The following is an 18,918-nucleotide window of genomic DNA, read 5'->3' as shown; positions in this document are numbered from 1 at the left end:
TCGGTATGCCGATCGCTCTGGAGTTCACCGACGTCGTCGTGCGCCGAGAGGGGCGCAACATCATCGATCACGTGACCTGGCAGGTCTCGGACGATCAGCGATGGGTGATCCTCGGGCCGAACGGTGCGGGGAAGACGACCCTGCTGCAGCTCGCCGACACGCTGATGCACCCCACCTCGGGCACGGTCACCATCCTCGGCGAGACACTCGGACGCGCCGACGTCTTCGAGATCCGTCCGCGGATCGGGTTCGCGTCGTCCGCCATGGCCAAGCGCATCCCGCGCGACGAGACGGTGCTCAACACCGTCCTGACGGCGGCGTACTCCGTGCTCGGGCGCTGGAACGAGAGCTACGAGGACATCGACGAGCGGCGTGCGCTGCGCGTGCTGGGCGACTGGCGTCTCGCGCACCTCGCCGACCGCACCTTCGGCACGCTGAGCGACGGCGAGCAGAAGCGCGTGCAGATCGCCAGGGCGGTCATGACGGACCCGGAGCTCCTGCTGCTCGACGAGCCGACGGCCTCGCTCGACCTCGGGTCGCGCGAGGAGCTGCTGGCTCTGCTCGGCGGCTATGCGTCGGCGCCGACGACGCCCGCGATGCTCATGGTGACCCATCACGTCGAGGAGATCCCCGTCGGGTTCACGCACGTGCTGCTGATCCGCGACGGTGCCGTGGTCGCCGCGGGCCCGATCGCCGAGACGCTCACCGCGGATGCCCTGGGCGAGACCTTCGGGATGCCGATCGCGCTCAGCAGCGAGGACGGGCGCTACTCCGCCCGCGCCGCCTCCTGACCTCGGTCCCCGTGGGTCACTGAGTTCGGTCCCCGCTGGGTTACTGAGCTTGTCGAAGTACTGGTAGAATCGATCCTTGGTGCGTTCGGCACCACAGACTTCCCTCGTCCCTGGCACAATCCAGGGCAGCAACAAAGGAATCCCATGAAGACTGACATTCACCCCGAGTACAAGGCTGTCGTGTTCCGCGACCTGGGTTCGGGCGAGACCTTCCTCACCCGCTCCACCGTCACGAGCGACAAGACGATCGAGCTGGACGGCGTGGAGTACCCGGTGATCGACGTCGAGATCTCGTCGGCCTCGCACCCCTTCTACACGGGCAAGCAGCGCATCATGGACTCGGCCGGCCGCGTCGAGAAGTTCAACCAGCGCTTCAAGGGCTTCGGCGGCTCCTCCAAGTAAGACCGCCCACGAAGGCCCCGTACTCCTCGGAGTGCGGGGCCTTCGTCATGCGCGGGGTGGGCGAGTCGCTCAGACGTCGATGACGATGCGTCCGCGCTCGATGCGGCCCGGCGGATCTCCGGGGGTCGGCGCCGGGGCCGTGCGCCGGGTCTGCCGGTCTCGCTCCTGGCCGGCCTCGTGCGCGGTGGGGGACCACACCGCGTCGAAGACGCCGACCAGCCCTCCGGACCCGGCCTGCTCGTACTTCTCCTCGACGGGACGACGGGAGAGGGAATGCCGGATGCCCACGAAGAACAGCACCGGCCCCGTGCCGAGCACGAGGACGATCGTGGTCCACCCGAGCAGATGCTCCATGGCCCCAGGATAGATCGCGGAGCGCGGCGGTGACATCCGTCGCGCGGCGGAGGTCAGCGGAGGCGGCGTCCGTGGGCGAGGTCGATCAACCGCTCCAGCACGGGCCCCGTCCGCAGGCCGTTGTGCTCATGCTCGCTCGTCACCCACGGGGTCACACCGGGGAGGAGGCGGGCGGTCTCCAACGAGAACTCCAGGGGCACATACACGTCGTTCACGTACACGGCGGCCGCGCCCGTCGCCCCGGAGGCGGCGAGGGCGGCGGTGTCGTAGATCCGCGGCCAGGGGTGCTCCGCCAGGATGGACGTCACCTCGCGCCAGGGCTGCAGCGCCGGGACGGTGTCGGCCCACTCGCGGCGGATGTGCTCGCCCGTGAAGAGGGTCGGATCGTCGCGGAAGTCCGTCGGCTCGACGCGCTCGGCGGACCACCGCGTGGTGTGCCCGTTCGCATAGCTCGACTCATGGAACGCGTAGTACAGCGGGTTGCGGCCGCCGAAGGGCATGGCGTGCTGGAGGTCGTGCCGGAAGGCGTTGGACGCGGGATCCCGCTCCAGCAAGGACCAGACCGTCTGCCAGCCGTCGTCGGTGCCGAGCGCGGAGCCGACGGAGCGCAGGCGCGAAGGCGACACGACCTCGCCGTCGGGAAGGACGAGCTCACCGGCGTCCGCGAGATCGACCAGGCGTCGCATGACGTCGCGGTGCTCCGGGAAGCGCCGGTAGTACCGCTCGGAGGCCGTGCGCATCTTGTCGAAGCAGAGCGCGTACACCTCGTCCGGATCGCGCTCGACCGTGCTGAGACCGCCGGTGATGAAGACGTCGTCGAGGGAATCCGCGTGGGTGGACAGGTAGGCCAGCGTCGTGAAGCCGCCGAACGACTGACCGAGGACGCTCCAGGTCGATGCCCCCAGATGCTCGCGCAGTGCCTCGCAGTCGCGCACGATGGCATCCGCACGCAGGTGCGTCAGGTGCTCGGCGACGGCTTCGGCGCCCTGCGCGAGGTCGCCGTCGCCGACGGGGGAGGAGAGGCCGGTGCCGCGCTGGTCCAGGAGTACGAGCCGATAGTGCGCGAGGGCCTGATCCAGCCACGCCGGTGCCGTGGAGGCGTGGAAGGGGCGCGGCGCCTCGTGGCCCGGCCCGCCCTGCAGGAAGACCAGATAGGGGAGGGCCTCGCCGCCCTCGCGTGCCACCACGCGGGCGAACACGTCGATCGTGCGCGTGTCTGCCGGGTCGTCCCACACGAGGGGGACCGTGAGCGTGTGGTCCTCGAGCACAAGGTCGAGCAGGCGGCGGCGGATGACAGTGGTCATGGTCACATCACATTCCCGATGTAGGAGTATTTCACGAAGACCTCGGCGGCGATGCCGGACTCGTCGAGGACTCCCTGGACGGCCGTCATCATGTAGTTCGAGTCCCAACCCATGTAAAGGAAGTGCGTGTCGTCGAGGTCGTCCCACTGCCCCTTCCACGCCTTGTCGCGGTAGATCGGTCCGCCGTGGGTCGCGCAGTAGGCCAGAGCGGCCTCGGTCGTGTCGGTCCAAGCCCGACGGAACACGCGATTGAACAGGTGCTTGACGTCGTACACCTCCCACCGCTCGCCGCGGTATTCCACGTAGTCGAACTCGCGCTCCCACCCCGCGGGCCAGCCGCGGCGGCGGACGGCGTCGAGGATCGGGGTGAGGCCGTCGTCGTCGATCTCGGGCAGTGCGGGTCGTGCCCACACGCGGACGAGGTCGGCCGTCAGCGCCACCGTGCGTGCGGTGATGGCCGCCGTGCCCCAGGATTCCTGTGCGGCGAGGGCGCGGGTTGCCGGCACCGCGCTGCGGGCGTAGGCCTCATCGCGTTTGGCGGGGAAGGAAGCGCCGAACACCCGCTCCGTCAGCCCCTGCTCCAGGAGCGTGAGGTTGCCGAGGGTCGGTGCGAGGGCGCGGTGGCTGTTCTGCTCGTCCTCGGAGTATTCGCTCCAGGGGCGCACGCCGTCGCCGGACCAGGCGTCGCCGGGCACGGCGGGCACGATGTGCTCGACGTCGAAGCCGTCCACGTCGTCGACGCCCTCGAGCCGGCCGAGCACGTAGGCCGGATACGGCAGCTCGCTGTACTTGAGCACGGCGCTGACCCGCTCGTCGGAGGGGGTGATCCGCGCGATGGCACGGGCGAGGGCGTCGTGTCCGTCGCGACGGGCACGACAGAGCCGGGCGATGAGTCGCTCGGCAGGGAGATTCACGAGCGCGCGGCGCAGGAACATCGCCTGCAGCCACTCGAGCGTCTCGATGAGCTGGGCTCGGTCGATCAGCCCGCGCGCGTGATCGCTGTAGGCGCTCATGATCAGCGGGTACGAGGAGCGTCCGAACGTGTTCACGTACCCCAGTTGCCGCGCGATCTCGGGGTCCTGCTCCTTCGTCGGATCGAGGAGGATGCCGTAGATCTCCGCATAGTGCCGCCACGTCTCGGCGTCGGCCTGGAGGTGGGCGACGTCGACGCGCGGGAACGACTGGCGGAAGGCGCTGTACACGCCGTGCTCTCCGTTCGCCGCCACCTCCCGCCCCGTCACGAGTACGAGATAGTGGCGCCAGAACGCGCCGATCGCCTCGCCCGTGTGCTGCTCGATCGGCAGCCAGAACCGGGCTTCCACGTCCAGCTGCTCGGCATGGTTCAGCCCCATGAGGATGTAGTTGTGGATCAGCTCGTGATCCCGCAGCGGCTCGCCGGTGGAGTTCAGGCTCTCGAAGATCTGCTGCGCGTTGGCCTGGGCGCCGAGCGTGATCGAGACGTGCTCCAGTCGCTGCAGCCCCTGCCAGATGAACGGCACCTCGTCGGCATGGATCTGGCTGCGGAAGAATGCGTAGTTGTCGTCGAAGCGCGACTCCCGGTCGAGGTCGTCGCGGCGATCGAGCACGACCGACTCGTAGAGATCGGCCCAGGCGTCGTGCGGACGGAGCTTCGTGCGCTCGGGATCGTCGGGGCGGACCAGCACGCGGGCCAGGTCGGCGGCGAGCTCCGGATCGCGGTCGCGCACCGAGTGATGCAGCGCGGCGACGAGGAGCATGAGCGTGGTGAGGCGCTGCTGCCCGTCGATGAGGATGAGGTCGGCGTCCGGACCGGAGCCGTCCTCGGCGGAGAGGATCGAACCGATGAAGTGGCGATGCGCGTCGTCTTCCGCGGCCACCGCCCTGACGTCGGAGAGGAGCCGCTCGCAGCCGCCGATGTCCCAACGGTACTGCCGCTGGTAGACCGGGACGACGATGGTCGTGCGTCCCGCCGCGAGCCATTCGATCGTGTTGACTGCCGTCGCCTCGACGTTGGTCGCGGTGCTCATGCTGGTGTCTCGTCCTCCCGTAGCGACAGGCGCCACGGACGCGCCGGGTGCCCCGCCCAGTCTATTCGCTTATCCACGGCGACCCTCCGGGGGAGGGCCAGGTCCCGCTGTTAGCCTTGCCTTATCAGGGCCTGTTAAAACGTGCTGGCCCCCGATGAAAGGAACATGACTCGATCATGGGATACATCAAGTCCGCAGCGCTGGAGGAGAAGGGCTTCGTCGTCCTCGACAGCTACGACCAGGAGGCCGACCCCAAGGAGTGGCTCGACATCGAGTACGTCGACTGGAAGTCCTCGGGCGACACCCGGTTCGCGCCCCTCGCCAGCGCCTTCGGCGACATCGAGTGCAACGGCTTCTGGAACCACAAGCCGCCGCGCACCGACAAGGACGGCGTCTGGATCGACGAGCAGACCGCCAAGGCCCCGAACCTCACGCGCCGTGCGCAGGAGCCCGGCGCGAACGTCGGCCGCTGCCGCGTCATCGAGCTGCAGCCGACCCCGTACGGCGACTGCCTTTACAACCTCCACCAGGACGACAACAACCGCCTGAACCCGGACGGCACCGGCTGGGTCGTGCGCGGGTTCTTCAACCTGACGGACGACAAGGACAGCTACTTCGTCCTGCGTGAGAACCGCACGGACCCCAGCATCGAGTACCGTATCGCCCTCCCGGCCGGTGCGCAGCTCATCGTCGACACCCAGCGTCTGTGGCACGCGGCCACCCACAACGGCACCGACCCGCGCTACTGCCTCATCACCTCGTGGACCTCCGGTCCCGAGCTCGACGCCTACATCGAGAAGTACCACGGCACCGACGACGTCCCGAACGTCGAGGTCCCGCAGGACGTGCTCGAGTTCGGCTACGCCGAGCAGGCCCGCAAGGACGCCGCTCGCGCGGCCTACTACGCGGCGAAGGGCCAGCAGGTCAAGCAGGCCATGAGCGAGGCCTGAGCCTCCGCACACTGGGTCGCTGAGCGTCCCCACGGTGGGTCGCTGAGCTCGTCGAAGCGCCCGAAGGCCCCGGTCCGCGGACCGGGGCCTTCGTCGTCGAATCACATGCTTGTGATTTCGCGGGAACTCGGCGAGAATGGGCGCACAACCGCATACTTTCGCCACTTCGTGGTTCAGGTCGTAGGGGAAGACGCACCTGATGAAACGGAGAGATCATGGCGACGGCTTACGCACGCGGAGTGGTTTTCATCCACTCGGCGCCTCGCGCGCTCTGCCCGCACCTGGAATGGGCGGTGGGTCGCGCTATCGGGCGTGCGGTGAACTTCGACTGGACCGAGCAGCCCGTGCTGACCGGCGCGCGCCGCGCCGAGTTCTATTGGGATGGTCCCGTCGGTACCGGTGCTGCCCTCGCGACCGCGATCCGGGGCTGGGAGCACCTCCGGTTCGAGGTGACCGAGGATCCCACGCCGCGCAGTGACGGCGGTCGGTGGCTGCACACGCCCGACCTCGGCATCCACTACGCCCAGACCGATGCTGCCGGCAACATCGTCATCGGCGAGGACCGCATCCGCTACGCGATGGAGATCGCCGCGGGCAACGCCGTCGAGCTGCAGCGCGAGCTCGACATCGCCCTGGGCTCCGCCTGGGACGAGGAGCTGGAGCCCTTCCGCCACGCCAGCGACGACGCGCGCGTCGTCTGGCTCCACAAGGTCGGCTGACCGACCGTCGATACCGGGAGCGCGGAGGCGTGAGTATCGGATGCCGGTGAGTGATCCCGGAGGCTGAGAAGACGAATCCCCGCTCCGCTCGACGAAGACCCCGCCCCGGCAGACTGGGCGGGGTCTTCGTCTGCGCAGATCAGATCACGGCCGCGTGCGCGAGGTCGTCGACGGTGTTCACACCACCGCCGCGCACGTCCGCCCAGGCCTGCGCCAGGCGCGTCATCGCCTCCGCCGCACGCTCGGGCGGGAGCGTGATCGGGACCCGGAGTCGCCGCTCCAACACCCCGCCGGTCGTGAAGCGCGGCCCGGGCGGCAGGATGAGTCCCCGTTCGCGTGCGGCGAGCGAGAGGGTCGTCGACAGGGGAGCGCCGAGATCGATCCAGGCGGAGAGCCCGCCGGGTGTCTCCGGCATCCGCATCCCCGGGATCCCGGCGATTCCCGTGGCTACGGCTTCCCGCCCGGCAGTGAGACGTCGCCGGACGTGCTGGGTCAGTGCCGAGACGTCGTCGAGCAACTCCACGGCGATGCACTGCTCGAGGAGGGCGGTGCCGAGCTCGAACGAGGGACGGACGGCCAGCAGCCGGGCGATGACCGAGCGCTCGGCGCGGATCCAGCCGATGCGCATGCCTCCCCACGCGATCTTCGACATCGATCCCACCGTGATCACGTTCGGGCCATCGGCCGCCATCGGCGCCGGTGCCCATCCCCGGTCGATGTCGAGCTCCGCCGTCGTCTCGTCGACGATCAGGTGCGTGCCGGTGTTGCGGGCCGTCGTCGCGATCCGAGACCGCTCCTCCTGCGGCAGCGTCGCTCCGGTGGGGTTGTGGAAGTCGGGGATGAGGTACGCGACGTGCGGGCGTGCGGTCAGCAGGGTGTCGGTGAGGTGCCGGGTGTCCCAGCCGTCGGTGTCGACCGGCGTCGGGAGCAGCCGGTAGCCGTGCCGGTGCAGAGCCTCGAGCGCGTGCGGGAAGGTCGGTTGCTCCACGAGGGCGCGTTCGCCCCGGCGGCCGATCGCCGTGAGGATGAGGTTGACGGCGTTCAGGGCGCCGGAGGTGATCATGATCTCGTCGGCCGAGGTCGCCGCGCCACGTTCGGTGAACCGGCGGGCCACGGCTTCTCGGAGCTCGGGAAGGCCCTGCAGCGAGTAGCCGCTCGTGCCCCGCAGCGCCGCCAGCCGGGGGAGGGACCGCACGGTCGCGTCGTACAGGCCCGGTGTGGAATCCATCGAGGCGATCGCCAGGTCGATCGCCTCGTCGTCCCGGTCGGGCGCGGGCGCGGACGGGCCATGCGGCAGAGCCACTCTGGTGCTTCCGCCGTGTCGCCGGTTCACGTAGCCCCCGGCTTCGAGAACGCCGTAGGCGCGGGTGATGGTCGAGCGTGACCGCCGCAGCTCGAGCGCGAGGGCGCGCTCGCTCGGCAGCCGCTCGCCGACGGTGAGGCGTCCATCGAGGATGAGGGCCCTGATGCGGTCGGCCAGGCCCGACGCCGAGGCGTCGTCGATGTCCTGCGTACCGAGCTGGGTGACGAGACGGGAGGCCATGCCTCCAGCCTGCCGCAAAGTGGCCTTCCATGTGCAGACCACTTTTCGCTCAGTGGTCGGCCTCGTGACGCCTTCGCACGGGCCACGATGGAGAGATGCTCTTCCGTGCCGTCTTCCTGCCCTTCACCGCGACCAGCCGCCGAGACCTGGTCGAGCGGCTGGCGCAGCTCGTGGGCGGGCTCTTCCTCTACGGCGTCGCCCTCGGCTTCATGGTGCGAGGCGGCATCGGCGTCGCGCCCTGGGACGTGCTCTCGCTGGGTGTCGCGCGCTGGACGGGACTCGGGTACGGAGTCGTCACGGTGCTGATCTCGATCGTCGTCCTGCTGCTGTGGATCCCGCTCCGTCAACGGGTGGGCCTCGGCACCCTGCTCAACGCGCTGCTCATCGGCCCGTTCGCCGATCTCACGCTCCTCGTGCTGCCGGCACCGGGGTCAGTCTGGCTGGGGGCGCCCATGTTCGCCTTCGGTCTCGTGCTGCTGGCGTTCGCCACCGGTCTCTACATCGCGGCGGACTTCGGCCCCGGACCGCGCGACGGACTCATGACGGGGCTCGTCCGGGTGACCCGATGGCCGGTTTGGCTGGCGCGGACGGTCATCGAGGGGTCCGTGCTGCTCGTCGGCTTCCTCCTCGGCGGTCCGGTGGGCGTCGGCACCGTGCTGTTCGCGTTCGGCGTCGGCCCGTTGATCGGATGGTTCCTCCCGCGGATCGAGCGCCGCCGTCGGGAGCGTTCGCAGCGCCTTGCCGTCCGGGCGAGCGCGCCCCTGGGTCCCTGAGCCTGTCGAAGGGCCAGAGCGGACCGCGTACGACGAAGGCCCCCGGGATCGGATCCCGGGGGCCTTCGTCGTGAATGCGGAAGCGGTCAGTCGACGCCGCCGAGCACGAGCACCGCGTTGTGTCCGCCGAAGCCGAACGAGTTGCTGATGGCGATCTGCGGGCCGTCGCCGAGCGGAGCCGCCTCTCCGGACAGACGGAACGGCACCTCCGGGTCGGGTTCGGTCATGTTGATCGTCGGCGGGGCCACGCGGTCCCGCAGCGCGAGGAGGGAGAAGATCGCCTCCAGCGCGCCGGTCCCGCCCAGGAGGTGTCCGGTCGACGCCTTGGTCGCCGAAACCGGGATCTCGTCGATCCGGTCGCCGAAGACGTTCTTCAGCGCGACGTACTCGTTGGGGTCGCCGACCGGCGTCGAGGTCGCGTGGGCATTGATGTGCGTCACCTGGTCGGGGGTGATGCCGGCCTCCTCGAGTGCCTGGACGACGGCGCGGGCCGCACCCTTGCCCTCGGGGTCGTTGCCGGTGATGTGGTACGCGTCGGCGGTCACTCCGCCGCCGAGGACGTAGCCGTAGATCTTCGCGCCGCGGGCCTTGGCGTGCTCCTCGGTCTCGAGGATGAGGGCCGCGGCGCCCTCGCCCATCACGAAGCCGTCGCGGTCGATCGCGCCGGGTCGGGAGGCATGGGCAGGGTCGTCGTTGCGGCGCGACAGCGCCTGCGCGGACGCGAACGCGGCCATCGTGATCGGGTGGATCGCCGACTCGGTGCCGCCGGCGATGACGACGTCGGCCAGCCCCTCCTGCAGGTGGTGGAAGGCGTGGATGATCGACTCGGTGCTGGAGGCGCACGCGCTGACGACGGTCTGTGCGTAGGCGCGGGCCTCGAACTGCAGCGACAGGTTGCCGGCGGCCGCGTTCGGCATCAGCATCGGCACGGTCAGCGGCATGACCCGGCGGGGGCCCTTCTCGCGCAGCGTGTCCCAGGCGTCGAGCAGCGTCCAGAGGCCGCCGATCCCCGTCGCGAAGTCGACGCCGAGGCGCTCGGGAGCGACCTCGGGCGAGCCCGCGTCCGCCCAGGCTTCGCGAGCCGCGATGAGGGCGAACTGCGAAGAGGGGTCGAGACGCTTCGCCTCGTGGCGGGGCAGCACCTCTTCCGGGCGGACGCTCGCGGAGGCGGCGAACGTGACGGGCAGGTCGTACTCCTGCACCCAGTCGTGCTCGATCGTGCGGGCGCCGGAGGCACCGGCGAGAAGGTTGTCCCAGTTCTCCGGAGCCGTCCCGCCGATGGCGGAGGTGGCGCCGATGCCGGTGACGACGATGCGCTTGGTCATGAGGTGTGGTTCCTTGTCGAAACGAGTTCGTGCGGGGGATGGGCAGGGCGGGAGGATGCCACGCCCCGCCAGGGGCGAGGGTGGCATCCTGCCGGGATTACTCCTGGCCCGCGACGATGAAGTTGACGGCGTCGCCGACGGTCTTCAGGTTCTTGACCTCGTCGTCGGGGATGGTGACGCCGAACTTCTCCTCGGCGTTGACGACGATCGTCATCATCGAGATCGAGTCGATGTCGAGGTCGTCCGTGAACGACTTCTCCAGGGCAACCTCGCTGGCGTTGATGCCGGTCTCGTCGGTGATCAGCTCTGCGAGGCCGGCGAGGACCTCATCGTTGGTGAAAGCCATGGTGGTCTTCCTCTTTCTTACGGGTTGTATTCGGAACCGTGGAACAGTCTAGGGAAGGTCGACGCGTCTTCAGGGGAGGACGACGACCTGGGCCGCGAAGACGAGGCCGGCGCCGAAGCCGATCTGCAGGGCGAGGCCGCCGGAGAGCTCCGGGTGCTCGGCCATGAGGCGGTGGCTGGCGAGCGGGATCGAGGCGGCAGACGTGTTACCGGTGGTCTCGATGTCGCGGGCGATGACGGTGGTCTCCGGCAGACCGAGCTGCTTGGCGAACTCGTCGATGATGCGCATGTTGGCCTGATGCGGGATGAAGGCGGCGAGGTCGGAGGCCTCGATCCCGGCCTTGTCCAGTGCCTCGCGGGCGACCTTGGCCATCTCCCACACGGCCCAGCGGAAGACCGTCGGGCCCTCCTGACGGAGTGTCGGCCACGGCACCACGCCGTCGCGGAAGTCCGTGAGGGTGCCGTTCATGCCCACGGCGTCGGCCTTGGAACCGTCGCTGCCCCAGACCGCGGGGGCGATGCCCGGCGTGTCGCTCGGGCCGATGAGAGCGGCGCCGGCGCCGTCGCCGAGGAGGAACGAGATGCTGCGGTCGGTCGGGTCGACGACGTCGGAGAGCTTCTCCGTGCCGATCACGAGGGCGTGGCGCGCGGCCCCGGCCTTGATGAGGGCGTCGGCCTGCGCCACGGCGTAGGCGTAGCCCGCGCAGGCCGCGTTGATGTCGTAGGCCGCGGCCGGGTTGGCCCCGACGCGGTCCGCGACGATCGCGGAGACGGACGGCGTCTGCTTCGGGTTGCTGATGGTCGCGACGATCACGAGGTCGACCTGGTCGGCGGGGACCCCCGACTTCTCGATGGCCTCGGCTGCCGCCGCGGTCGCGAGGTCGATGGCGTCCGTCCCCTTGTCGGCCCGGGCGCGCGTGATGATGCCGGTGCGCTGACGGATCCACTCGTCGCTCGAGTCGATCGGCCCGATGAGGTCTTCGTTGGGCACCGCGTTCTCGCCGCGAGCCGCGCCGAACGCGTAGATGCGGGTGTAGGCGGGCCCGGCGATCTGGGCGAGGGAGGCGGTCATGCGGCTTCTCCGTTCAGCAGCGCGACGGCGGCTTCGAGGTCTTCGGGGGTCTTCACGGCGACCGTGGGTACGCCGCGCAGGCCGCGCTTGGCGAGGCCGACGAGGGCGCCCGCGGGGGCGAGCTCGATGACGCCGGTCACCCCGGCGTCGGCGAACGAGGTCATGCAGAGGTCCCACCGGACGGGGGAGGAGACCTGGTCGACGAGGTAGTCGAGCGCCGTCGCCCCGCCGGTCACGACCGAGCCGTCACGATTGGTCCAGAGCGTGATCTCGGGGTCGGACGGCTGCACGTCGGCGACCGCGTCGCGGAGGGTCGAGACGGCGGAGGCCATGTAGTCGGTGTGGAACGCGCCGGCCACCTGGAGCGGCACCACGCGCGTGCCCTTGACCGGCTCCTCGGCGAGAGCGGCCAGGGCCGGAAGGGGACCGGCGACGACGATCTGCCCGCCGCCGTTGAAGTTCGCCGGGGCGAGGCCGAGTTCGGCGAGGCGGGCGAGGAGCGTCTCCTCATCGCCGCCGAGCACCGCGCTCATCCCCGTCGGGGTCTGGGCGGCGGCATCGGCCATCGCCCGCCCGCGGATGCCGACGAGGCGCATGCCCGTCTCGGCGTCCAGCACGCCGCTGCCGACGAGCGCCGCGATCTCCCCGACGGAGTGCCCGGCGATGCCGTCGGCGCGGCGGCCGGCGGCGGCCACGAGGGCGTCACCGGCGACGAGGGAGGCCGCCACAATCAGCGGCTGGGCGACCCGGGTGTCGCGGATGGTGTCCGCGTCCGACTCGGTGCCGTGCGCGCGGAGATCGAGCTGCGCGGCCTCGGAGTAGGCGGCGAGACGCTCCTCCACTCCGTCGAGCTCGAGCCAGGGGGCGAGGAATCCGGGGGTCTGCGAGCCCTGTCCAGGGCAGACGACGACAATCACCCACCCAGTCTGCCAACGATCGCGGCAGAACGGTGGATGATCCATCACAAGATTGCGCGGAACCCTTGTGTGTGGCGCACAGAATGCGTCGGGTGGGTCAGCGCGGAGGGCGGCGCAGCGGCGGACGGCGGCGTACCTGCTCCGCGGCCCCGATGGAGCCGAGGATGAGCGCCGTCTGCAGGATGAGCGCCTCGCGGGGCCCGGTCGCGTCCCACCCGATGACCTCGCTCACCCGCTTCAGGCGGTAGCGGACGGTGTTCGGATGCACGAAGAGCTCGCGGGCCGTCGCCTCGAGGGAACGGCCGTTGTCGAGATAGCTCCAGAGCGTCGTGACGAGGTCGGTCGAGTGTGCCTGCAGCGGGCGGTAGATGCGCTCGATCAGGGTCTGCTTCGCGAGAGGGTCGCCGGCGAGGGCGCGCTCCGGGAGCAGGTCGTCGGCTTCGACGGGCCGCGGTGCGCTCCGCCAGGCGCGGGCCACCGCGAATCCGGCCAGAGCCGCACGCGCGCTCTGGCTGGCGTCGACGAGGGCAGCCACAGCCGGCCCCAGCACGACGAACCCCGGGCCGAACGACGGCTCCAGACGGGCCGCGATCTCCTGGAACCCGAGCTCCTCGTCCTCGCCCTCCTGGCCCTCGACGCGCGCGCGTCCGAGCACGAGCACGAGGCGCGAGCCCTGCACGCCGATCAGGACGTCGACCGCGAGCTTCCGCGCCGTGCGACGCACGAGGTCGACGTCGAACTGCGGAGGCGTGGTGCCCACGAGGACCGCGACCTCTCCGTGGCCGTGCCACCCGAGAGCGGCGATGCGGCTGGGAAGCTCCTCGTCGGCCTCGCCCGTGAGGATCGAGTCGACGACGAGCGCCTCGAGCCGCGCGTCCCAGAGGCCGCGGGCCTCGGCGGCGCGCGCGTAGACGTCGGCGGCGGCGAAGGCTACGTCCCGCGAGTAGAGCAGGATGGCCTCGCGAAGGTGCTCGCCCTTGCCCGCCACCCGTTCCTCGGTCACCTCGACCGTGACGCGGATGAGCTGGAGGGTCTGCTGCAGACTCACGCTCCGCAGCAGCTCACGGGGAGCGGCGGCGAAGATGTCCGCGGCGATCCACGGGGTGGACGTCGGGTCGTCGTACCACTGGATGAACGAGGTGATGCCCGCCTGCGCCACCAGCCCGACCGCGGAGCGGCGGGCCGGTGGCATGTCGGCGTACCAGGGGAGGGTGTCCTCCAGCCGCTTGATCGTCACCGTGGCGATGTCGCCGGAGATCCGGCGCAGCCAGGTGAGCGTGGCGGCCTTGTCCATGCCGGCGGCGGAGGCAGCTGTCACCGAGGGCTCAGCTTTCGCCGCCTGCGTTGCCGCTCGTGCCGGCGTTCACGTCGTGCAGGCGGTACTTCTCGATGGCCTGGGCGGAGAGGCCGCGCTCGACCTTGCCCTCCTCGGCCAGCGCCTGCAGCGTGCGCACGACGATCGACGGTCCGTCGATCTTGAAGAAGCGGCGGGCCGCGGCACGGGTGTCCGAGAAGCCGAAGCCGTCGGCGCCGAGCGTGGCGAAGCGGTTCGGGACCCACGGGCGGATCTGGTCCTGCACGGCGTGCATGAAGTCACTGACCGCGACGACGGGACCCTCGGCGCCCTGGAGCTTCTGCGTGAGGTACGCGGTGCGCGGCTCCTGGTCCGGGTGGAGGAAGTTGTGCTCGTCGGCGGCGAGGCCGTCGCGGCGCAGCTCGGTCCACGAGGTGACCGACCACACGTCGGCGACGACACCCCAGTCCTTCTTCAGCAGCTCCTGGGCCTCGAGCGCCCACGGCAGGCCGACGCCGGAGGCGAAGAGCTGGGCGCGGGGGCCGTCGCCCTCGCCGACGGAGACGCGGTGGATGCCGCGGACGATGCCGTCCACATCCACGTCGGCCGGCTCCGCGGGCTGGACCATCGGCTCGTTGTACACCGTGAGGTAGTACATGACGTTCGGGTCTTCGTGCTGCCCGCCGTACATGCGCTCGAGACCGGAGCGCATGATGTGCGCGATCTCATAGCCGTACGCCGGGTCGTAGGAGACCGTCGCCGGGTTGGTCGAGGAGAGCAGGTGCGAGTGCCCGTCGGCGTGCTGGAGGCCCTCACCCGTGAGGGTGGTGCGCCCGGCGGTGGCGCCGATGATGAAGCCGCGGGCCATCTGGTCGCCGGCGGCCCACTGGGCGTCGCCGGTGCGCTGGAAGCCGAACATCGAGTAGAAGATGTAGATCGGGATGAGCGGCTCGCCGTGCGTCGCGTACGACGTGCCCGCGGCGGTGAATGCCGCGAGAGCACCGGCCTCGTTGATGCCGACGTGGACGATCTGTCCCTGCGGGCTCTCCTTGTAGGCGAGCAGCAGCTCCCGGTCGACCGACGTGTAGTGCTGGCCGTTGGGGTTGTAGATCTTCGCGGTCGGGAAGTACGCGTCCATGCCGAACGTGCGCGCCTCGTCGGGGATGATCGGCACGATGCGGTGGCCGAACTCCTTCGAGCGCAGCAGGTCCTTCAACAGGCGGACGAACGCCATGGTCGTGGCGATCTCCTGCGTGCCGGAGCCCTTCTTCGGCAGCGCGTAGGCGTTCTCCTCGGGAAGGGAGAGGCCGACGTGCGTCGAGCGGCGCTCCGGGAGGAAGCCGCCGAGGGCCTTGCGGCGCTCGAGCATGTACTGGATCGTCTCGTCCTGCGGTCCCGGGTTGTAGTACGGGGGCAGGTACGGGTTCTCCTCGAGCTGCGCGTCCGTGATCGGAATGTGCATCGCGTCGCGGAACGTCTTGAGGTTGTCCAGCGTCATCTTCTTCATCTGGTGGGTCGCGTTGCGGCCCTCGAACTGCGGGCCGAGCCCGTAGCCCTTGACGGTCTTCGCGAGGATGACGGTCGGCTTGCCCTTGTGCTCGGTCGCGGCCTTGAACGCGGCGTACACCTTGCGGTAGTCGTGGCCACCCCGCTTGAGGTTCCAGATGTCGTCGTCGGAGTAGTCCTTGACGAGCGCGGCGGCGCGCTCGTCGCGGCCGAAGAAGTGCTCGCGGATGTAGGCCCCGGACTCGGCCTTGTACGTCTGGTAGTCGCCGTCGGGCGTGACGTTCATGAGGTTGAGCAGTGCACCCTCGGTGTCGCGGGCGAGCAGGTCGTCCCACTCACGGCCCCAGACCACCTTGATGACGTTCCAGCCCGCGCCGCGGAAGAACGACTCGAGCTCCTGGACGATCTTGCCGTTGCCGCGCACCGGGCCGTCGAGACGCTGCAGGTTGCAGTTGACGACGAAGGTGAGGTTGTCGAGGCCCTCGTTCGCGGCGACCTGGAGCTGGCCGCGGCTCTCGACCTCGTCCATCTCGCCGTCGCCGAGGAACGCCCAGACGTGCGACTGCGAGGTGTCCTTGATCCCGCGGTTCTCGAGGTACTTGTTCGACATCGCCTGGTAGATGGCGTTGATCGGGCCGAGACCCATGGACACCGTCGGGAACTGCCAGTACTCCGGCATCAGGCGCGGGTGCGGGTACGACGGGATGCCGTTCGGCGCGTGCGACTTCTCCTGGCGGAAGCCGTCGAGCTGGTCCTCGGTGAGGCGACCCTCGAGGAAGGAGCGGGCGTAGGTGCCGGGGGAGGCGTGGCCCTGGATGAAGATCTGGTCGGCGCCACCGGGGTGGTCCGCGCCCTTGAAGAAGTGGTTGAAGCCCACCTCGTACAGCGCCGCGGAGGACGCGTAGGTGGAGATGTGACCGCCGACGCCGATCCCGGGGCGCTGGGCGCGGTGCACCGTGATGGCGGCGTTCCAACGGATCCAGGCGCGGTAACGCCGCTCGATCTCCTCGTCGCCGGGGAACTCGGGCTCGTTCTCCGGGGCGATGGTGTTGATGTAGTCGGTGGTCGGAACCATCGGCACGTTCAGGTGCAGTTCCTTGGAGCGCTTGAGCAGGCTGAGCATGATCTCGCGCCCGCGGCCGTGGCCCTTGGCGTCCACCAGCTCGTCGAGCGACTGCTGCCACTCACCGGTCTCTTCCGGATCGCTGTCGAGGGGGCCCTGAGAGTACGGATCCTGGTCGTGGACGGTCACGGGGGAACCTTTCGTCAAGCTGGCAGGTCATGCCAAGGAAACGGGAAGCGACACGGGCAGCCTTGTCGGCCGTGCACAACGCGCGCCGACCTCAGCCTATCCCTCTTCCACGACACGGGTGCGCATCCGCACCCGGATAGACTGAGCGCACCAGGGCCTTTAGCTCAGCTGGTAGAGCGCCACGTTTACACCGTGGATGTCGTCGGTTCGATCCCGGCAGGGCCCACACCTTCGCCCTCGCCGAACAGATAAGCCACGCTCACGCCCAGTTCCGCGGCAACAGTGGCCACCTCGTCGAGGCTCCATCCGCGCTGTCCTCGCAGCTTCTTCGCGAGCGTGCTCTGGTCGATCCCCACGCGAGCCCCGAAAGCGGTCTGAGTGAGCTGCTGGTCCCACATCAGCATGTGGACACGCCGACCGACCTCCGCGTCCATCTGACGCTTGGCGATGCGGACTCGATCCTTCTGCTTCGTCTCCATGTAGACGAGTATCGCCCAAATCCGTCAAATCCGCAATCAAGTTGGCGGAAACGCGTGATTAGGGCGAAATGGCATGTACACTCCCCGGTATGACAGTTCGCCCTACTCATGACGAATGGGTCACTCCCGGCGTCGCCGCCGAGGCCCTCGGCGTCAGCCTGAGCACTCTGGCGCGACTGGCCGACCGTGGTGACATCCGTGCGATTCGACCGACCGGCTCGCATCGCCGTTATGCCGCGGCGGACATCGAGGCGATCCTCGCTCGCAACCCGTGGGATGCCGCATGAGCCTGGAAGCCTTCATCTGGGTATCCAAGCTCCCGCTCGACGTCGTGCCGCCCACGGCGTTCCGGGTGCTCCTCCTGCTCGCCAACCACGCCCACAGCGACGGACGCAACGTGTGGCGCAAGAAGAGCGAACTCGCGAACGAACTCGGGTGCTCGCTCAGGACCGTGGAGCGCGCCTTCCGCGACCTCCGCACCCGCGGGCTCATCCGGCACGGCGACCAGCGCCTCACCGAGCACCTCCGAGCCGACCGCAAGCCCGTCGTCTTCGACCTCAATTTCGACTTCGGACGCGACTACGGCGAGCCTCCACTCTTCGCCAACGGCCCGACACCTGCTGTCGGGGCGTCACCCTCTAACGACCCGACACCTGCTGACGGGTCGCACGGCCCGACAAATCTGTCGCGACCCGACGAGATCAGGACCTACGGCCCGACATCTGTTGTCGCACATAGAACCGTAAATGAACCGTCTAACTCATCTCTCGTAGGTACCTACAGAGCGGGTGTCGGGTCGTGCGGTCACGTGCTGATCGATGACCGACACTGCGAGCGAGGATGCTCCGCAGCCCGAGTGCAGGGAGCAGCATGAGAATCCACACCGGCACCATTACCGACACCGACCGCATCGCCCTGAGTAACGACCTGTTCGAGCTGGCCGAGTCGTTCGCCGAGGAAGCGAAGCGCTGGAGGCCCACGGCCCGCCGCGAGATCGAACGGAACTCGCGACTCCTCGCCGAGCTGGCGCGTGGCGTGCTCTCGGGCGCCGCCGACTTCCAGCGGGCCGAGGCCTTCGCTGATGCAGGAGCCACGACGTTGGCCGGCACTCAGGGGCAGCGTCGCGTCCTCACGGCCCGCGTCACTCGCCGAGTGAAGCGCGGAGGCCGATTCGCATGAACACTCCCGACTACATCGACCCCGCGGTCGGCCTCCCGCTCGCCGCGATCCTCTACCTCGCCTGGTGGCTCGTCGAACGCCACCACGCCCACAAGCTCGGGGCGGGAGCGGCTGGGGCCGCTGCTGGGGAGCGCGCACGCACCCGCCCCGACCGGCATGCACGACCCACCACCAACGAAGGGAACCACTCATGAGCACGCCCACCATCACCCTCGACTCCGGTGCACACTCCACGCCCGAGGCAGGTATGTGCCTCCTCGAGGCCGCATCCTACGTCGCCGGGGAACCGTTCAGCGACCACCCCGAGTGCGTCTCGCCCGTCCTCGGATCGTTCGGCAGGTCGCTCAACGACGTGCTCCCCGACGACAAGCGCCAGGAACTCGTTCCGCTCATCCCACGCATCATCGGCACCCGCGACGACGGCCACGACGAGCGCCGCTCGTACATCGCCCTCGACTGGCTCATCCGCACCCACCTGCCCACCTTCCTCGACCTCTCGCTCCCCGCCGAAGCAGCGAAGGTCCGCGCCCTCGCACCCATCATCGACATGCACACCGCCGAGGCCGCGGGCCCCGTCGTGCGAGCCGCACGGGCCGCCGCAGGGGCCGCCGCAGGGGCCGCCGCATGGGCCGCCGCATGGGACGCCGCATGGGCCGCCGCAGGGGCCGCCGCAGGGGCCGCCGCAGGGGACGCCGCAGGGGCCGCCG

The 18,918-nt window shown here is 69.6% G+C and carries 20 protein-coding genes, 1 tRNA gene and 1 pseudogene; 11 read left to right on the top strand and 11 right to left on the bottom strand.

Annotated elements, in window-relative coordinates:
• Window positions 1–5: 5 nt before the first annotated feature.
• The gene (locus KVS71_RS07795) at window positions 6–791 is read left to right on the top strand and encodes an ABC transporter ATP-binding protein (RefSeq protein WP_060921845.1); all 786 of its coding nucleotides are present in this window, start codon (window positions 6–8) and stop codon (window positions 789–791) included.
• Between the two features lie 144 nt (window positions 792–935).
• Window positions 936–1,193, top strand: a complete 258-nt coding sequence (locus tag KVS71_RS07790; protein ID WP_025103626.1) for a type B 50S ribosomal protein L31 — start codon at window positions 936–938, stop codon at window positions 1,191–1,193.
• 69 nt (window positions 1,194–1,262) lie between these two features.
• On the opposite strand, the gene KVS71_RS07785 is transcribed toward KVS71_RS07790, so the two are convergent.
• The 3 genes from KVS71_RS07785 to KVS71_RS07775 are packed head-to-tail and all read right to left on the bottom strand — an operon-like array spanning window position 1,263 to window position 4,857.
• On the bottom strand, window positions 1,263–1,547 hold the full coding sequence (locus KVS71_RS07785) for a hypothetical protein (protein WP_126893090.1): 285 nt from the start codon (window positions 1,545–1,547) through the stop codon (window positions 1,263–1,265).
• 53 nt (window positions 1,548–1,600) lie between these two features.
• Window positions 1,601–2,857 carry an alpha/beta fold hydrolase gene (locus KVS71_RS07780; RefSeq protein ID WP_199787643.1) on the bottom strand — a complete coding sequence of 419 codons (1,257 nt, stop codon included), beginning with the start codon at window positions 2,855–2,857 and terminating at the stop codon, window positions 1,601–1,603.
• Complete coding sequence (locus KVS71_RS07775) at window positions 2,854–4,857, bottom strand: DUF262 domain-containing protein (RefSeq protein WP_105949926.1); 2,004 nt, start codon at window positions 4,855–4,857, stop codon at window positions 2,854–2,856. The genes KVS71_RS07780 and KVS71_RS07775 overlap by 4 nt, the downstream gene beginning before the upstream one ends.
• 176 nt (window positions 4,858–5,033) lie before the next feature.
• Between KVS71_RS07775 and KVS71_RS07770 the strand changes: the two genes are divergently transcribed.
• Window positions 5,034–5,807 carry a hypothetical protein gene (locus tag KVS71_RS07770; protein ID WP_025103622.1) on the top strand — a complete coding sequence of 258 codons (774 nt, stop codon included), beginning with the start codon at window positions 5,034–5,036 and terminating at the stop codon, window positions 5,805–5,807.
• A gap of 215 nt (window positions 5,808–6,022) precedes the next feature.
• Entirely contained in the window at window positions 6,023–6,526 is a 504-nt protein-coding gene (locus KVS71_RS07765; protein ID WP_025103621.1) for a DUF3145 domain-containing protein, read from the top strand.
• A 139-nt stretch (window positions 6,527–6,665) separates the two neighbouring features.
• Here the strand turns inward: KVS71_RS07765 and KVS71_RS07760 are convergent, their stop codons facing one another.
• Complete coding sequence (locus KVS71_RS07760; protein WP_217584278.1) at window positions 6,666–8,069, bottom strand: PLP-dependent aminotransferase family protein; 1,404 nt, start codon at window positions 8,067–8,069, stop codon at window positions 6,666–6,668.
• 95 nt (window positions 8,070–8,164) lie between these two features.
• Here KVS71_RS07760 and KVS71_RS07755 point away from each other — a divergent pair, with 95 nt between their 5' ends.
• A complete protein-coding gene (locus tag KVS71_RS07755) occupies window positions 8,165–8,842 on the top strand; it encodes a hypothetical protein (RefSeq protein ID WP_217584277.1) in 678 nt (225 codons plus the stop codon).
• A gap of 86 nt (window positions 8,843–8,928) precedes the next feature.
• Here KVS71_RS07755 and KVS71_RS07750 read toward each other — a convergent pair whose 3' ends face one another.
• The 6 genes from KVS71_RS07750 to aceE form a co-directional block, all read right to left on the bottom strand.
• Window positions 8,929–10,167: a beta-ketoacyl synthase gene (locus KVS71_RS07750; protein ID WP_060921840.1), complete on the bottom strand. Its 1,239-nt coding sequence runs from the start codon at window positions 10,165–10,167 to the stop codon at window positions 8,929–8,931.
• A 97-nt stretch (window positions 10,168–10,264) separates the two neighbouring features.
• Window positions 10,265–10,513 carry an acyl carrier protein gene (locus KVS71_RS07745; protein ID WP_017202249.1) on the bottom strand — a complete coding sequence of 83 codons (249 nt, stop codon included), beginning with the start codon at window positions 10,511–10,513 and terminating at the stop codon, window positions 10,265–10,267.
• A 69-nt stretch (window positions 10,514–10,582) separates the two neighbouring features.
• Window positions 10,583–11,584, bottom strand: coding sequence for a beta-ketoacyl-ACP synthase III (locus KVS71_RS07740; RefSeq protein ID WP_144881182.1), 1,002 nt, complete (start codon window positions 11,582–11,584; stop codon window positions 10,583–10,585).
• A complete protein-coding gene (locus KVS71_RS07735) occupies window positions 11,581–12,501 on the bottom strand; it encodes an ACP S-malonyltransferase (RefSeq protein ID WP_217584276.1) in 921 nt (306 codons plus the stop codon). Before KVS71_RS07735 ends, KVS71_RS07740 begins: the two co-directional genes overlap by 4 nt.
• Window positions 12,502–12,598: 97 nt before the next feature.
• The gene (locus KVS71_RS07730) at window positions 12,599–13,795 is read right to left on the bottom strand and encodes a CdaR family transcriptional regulator (RefSeq protein WP_025103615.1); all 1,197 of its coding nucleotides are present in this window, start codon (window positions 13,793–13,795) and stop codon (window positions 12,599–12,601) included.
• A 31-nt stretch (window positions 13,796–13,826) separates the two neighbouring features.
• Complete coding sequence (gene aceE / locus KVS71_RS07725) at window positions 13,827–16,553, bottom strand: pyruvate dehydrogenase (acetyl-transferring), homodimeric type (RefSeq protein ID WP_060921837.1); 2,727 nt, start codon at window positions 16,551–16,553, stop codon at window positions 13,827–13,829.
• A 153-nt stretch (window positions 16,554–16,706) separates the two neighbouring features.
• Between aceE and KVS71_RS07720 the strand changes: the two genes are divergently transcribed.
• A tRNA-Val gene (locus KVS71_RS07720) sits at window positions 16,707–16,779 on the top strand.
• Here the strand turns inward: KVS71_RS07720 and KVS71_RS20430 are convergent.
• A complete protein-coding gene (locus KVS71_RS20430) occupies window positions 16,739–16,951 on the bottom strand; it encodes a helix-turn-helix domain-containing protein (RefSeq protein WP_368874648.1) in 213 nt (70 codons plus the stop codon). The genes KVS71_RS07720 and KVS71_RS20430 overlap by 41 nt on opposite strands.
• 170 nt (window positions 16,952–17,121) lie before the next feature.
• On the opposite strand from KVS71_RS20430, the gene KVS71_RS07710 reads away from it, so the two are divergent.
• The 5 genes and pseudogenes from KVS71_RS07710 to KVS71_RS07690 form a co-directional block, all read left to right on the top strand.
• Entirely contained in the window at window positions 17,122–17,319 is a 198-nt protein-coding gene (locus KVS71_RS07710) for a helix-turn-helix domain-containing protein (protein WP_217584275.1), read from the top strand.
• Window positions 17,316–17,906 carry a helix-turn-helix domain-containing protein gene (locus KVS71_RS07705; RefSeq protein ID WP_217584274.1) on the top strand — a complete coding sequence of 197 codons (591 nt, stop codon included), beginning with the start codon at window positions 17,316–17,318 and terminating at the stop codon, window positions 17,904–17,906. The genes KVS71_RS07710 and KVS71_RS07705 overlap by 4 nt, the downstream gene beginning before the upstream one ends.
• Window positions 17,903–18,211 carry a hypothetical protein gene (locus KVS71_RS07700; protein WP_217584273.1) on the top strand — a complete coding sequence of 103 codons (309 nt, stop codon included), beginning with the start codon at window positions 17,903–17,905 and terminating at the stop codon, window positions 18,209–18,211. Before KVS71_RS07705 ends, KVS71_RS07700 begins: the two co-directional genes overlap by 4 nt.
• Window positions 18,208–18,405 (top strand): hypothetical protein, encoded by a 198-nt coding sequence (locus KVS71_RS07695; RefSeq protein WP_217584272.1) that lies wholly within the window; start codon window positions 18,208–18,210, stop codon window positions 18,403–18,405. Before KVS71_RS07700 ends, KVS71_RS07695 begins: the two co-directional genes overlap by 4 nt.
• Window positions 18,402–18,918: pseudogene (locus KVS71_RS07690) on the top strand (hypothetical protein); the annotation flags it as partial. The gene KVS71_RS07695 and the pseudogene KVS71_RS07690, both read left to right, overlap by 4 nt.

The sequence above is a fragment of the Microbacterium sp. GbtcB4 genome (assembly GCF_019091465.1).
In the GTDB taxonomy this organism is placed as follows: Bacteria; Actinomycetota; Actinomycetes; order Actinomycetales; family Microbacteriaceae; genus Microbacterium; species Microbacterium paraoxydans.
The sequence above is the reverse complement of the archived record's forward strand: the minus strand, read 5'-3'. Positions and strand labels throughout refer to the sequence as shown.

What these genes read in the sequence shown, in the direction of transcription:
- KVS71_RS07795 (WP_060921845.1), top strand. Translation starts at nt 6, where the DNA reads ATGCCGATCGCTCTGGAGTTCACCGACGTCGTCGTGCGCCGAGAGGGG.
- KVS71_RS07790 (WP_025103626.1), top strand. Translation starts at nt 936, where the DNA reads ATGAAGACTGACATTCACCCCGAGTACAAGGCTGTCGTGTTCCGCGAC.
- KVS71_RS07785 (WP_126893090.1), bottom strand. Translation starts at nt 1,547, where the DNA reads ATGGAGCATCTGCTCGGGTGGACCACGATCGTCCTCGTGCTCGGCACG.
- KVS71_RS07775 (WP_105949926.1), bottom strand. Translation starts at nt 4,857, where the DNA reads ATGAGCACCGCGACCAACGTCGAGGCGACGGCAGTCAACACGATCGAA.
- KVS71_RS07770 (WP_025103622.1), top strand. Translation starts at nt 5,034, where the DNA reads ATGGGATACATCAAGTCCGCAGCGCTGGAGGAGAAGGGCTTCGTCGTC.
- KVS71_RS07765 (WP_025103621.1), top strand. Translation starts at nt 6,023, where the DNA reads ATGGCGACGGCTTACGCACGCGGAGTGGTTTTCATCCACTCGGCGCCT.
- KVS71_RS07760 (WP_217584278.1), bottom strand. Translation starts at nt 8,069, where the DNA reads ATGGCCTCCCGTCTCGTCACCCAGCTCGGTACGCAGGACATCGACGAC.
- KVS71_RS07755 (WP_217584277.1), top strand. Translation starts at nt 8,165, where the DNA reads ATGCTCTTCCGTGCCGTCTTCCTGCCCTTCACCGCGACCAGCCGCCGA.
- KVS71_RS07750 (WP_060921840.1), bottom strand. Translation starts at nt 10,167, where the DNA reads ATGACCAAGCGCATCGTCGTCACCGGCATCGGCGCCACCTCCGCCATC.
- KVS71_RS07745 (WP_017202249.1), bottom strand. Translation starts at nt 10,513, where the DNA reads ATGGCTTTCACCAACGATGAGGTCCTCGCCGGCCTCGCAGAGCTGATC.
- KVS71_RS07740 (WP_144881182.1), bottom strand. Translation starts at nt 11,584, where the DNA reads ATGACCGCCTCCCTCGCCCAGATCGCCGGGCCCGCCTACACCCGCATC.
- KVS71_RS07730 (WP_025103615.1), bottom strand. Translation starts at nt 13,795, where the DNA reads ATGGACAAGGCCGCCACGCTCACCTGGCTGCGCCGGATCTCCGGCGAC.
- KVS71_RS20430 (WP_368874648.1), bottom strand. Translation starts at nt 16,951, where the DNA reads ATGTGGGACCAGCAGCTCACTCAGACCGCTTTCGGGGCTCGCGTGGGG.
- KVS71_RS07710 (WP_217584275.1), top strand. Translation starts at nt 17,122, where the DNA reads ATGACAGTTCGCCCTACTCATGACGAATGGGTCACTCCCGGCGTCGCC.
- KVS71_RS07705 (WP_217584274.1), top strand. Translation starts at nt 17,316, where the DNA reads ATGAGCCTGGAAGCCTTCATCTGGGTATCCAAGCTCCCGCTCGACGTC.
- KVS71_RS07700 (WP_217584273.1), top strand. Translation starts at nt 17,903, where the DNA reads ATGAGAATCCACACCGGCACCATTACCGACACCGACCGCATCGCCCTG.
- KVS71_RS07695 (WP_217584272.1), top strand. Translation starts at nt 18,208, where the DNA reads ATGAACACTCCCGACTACATCGACCCCGCGGTCGGCCTCCCGCTCGCC.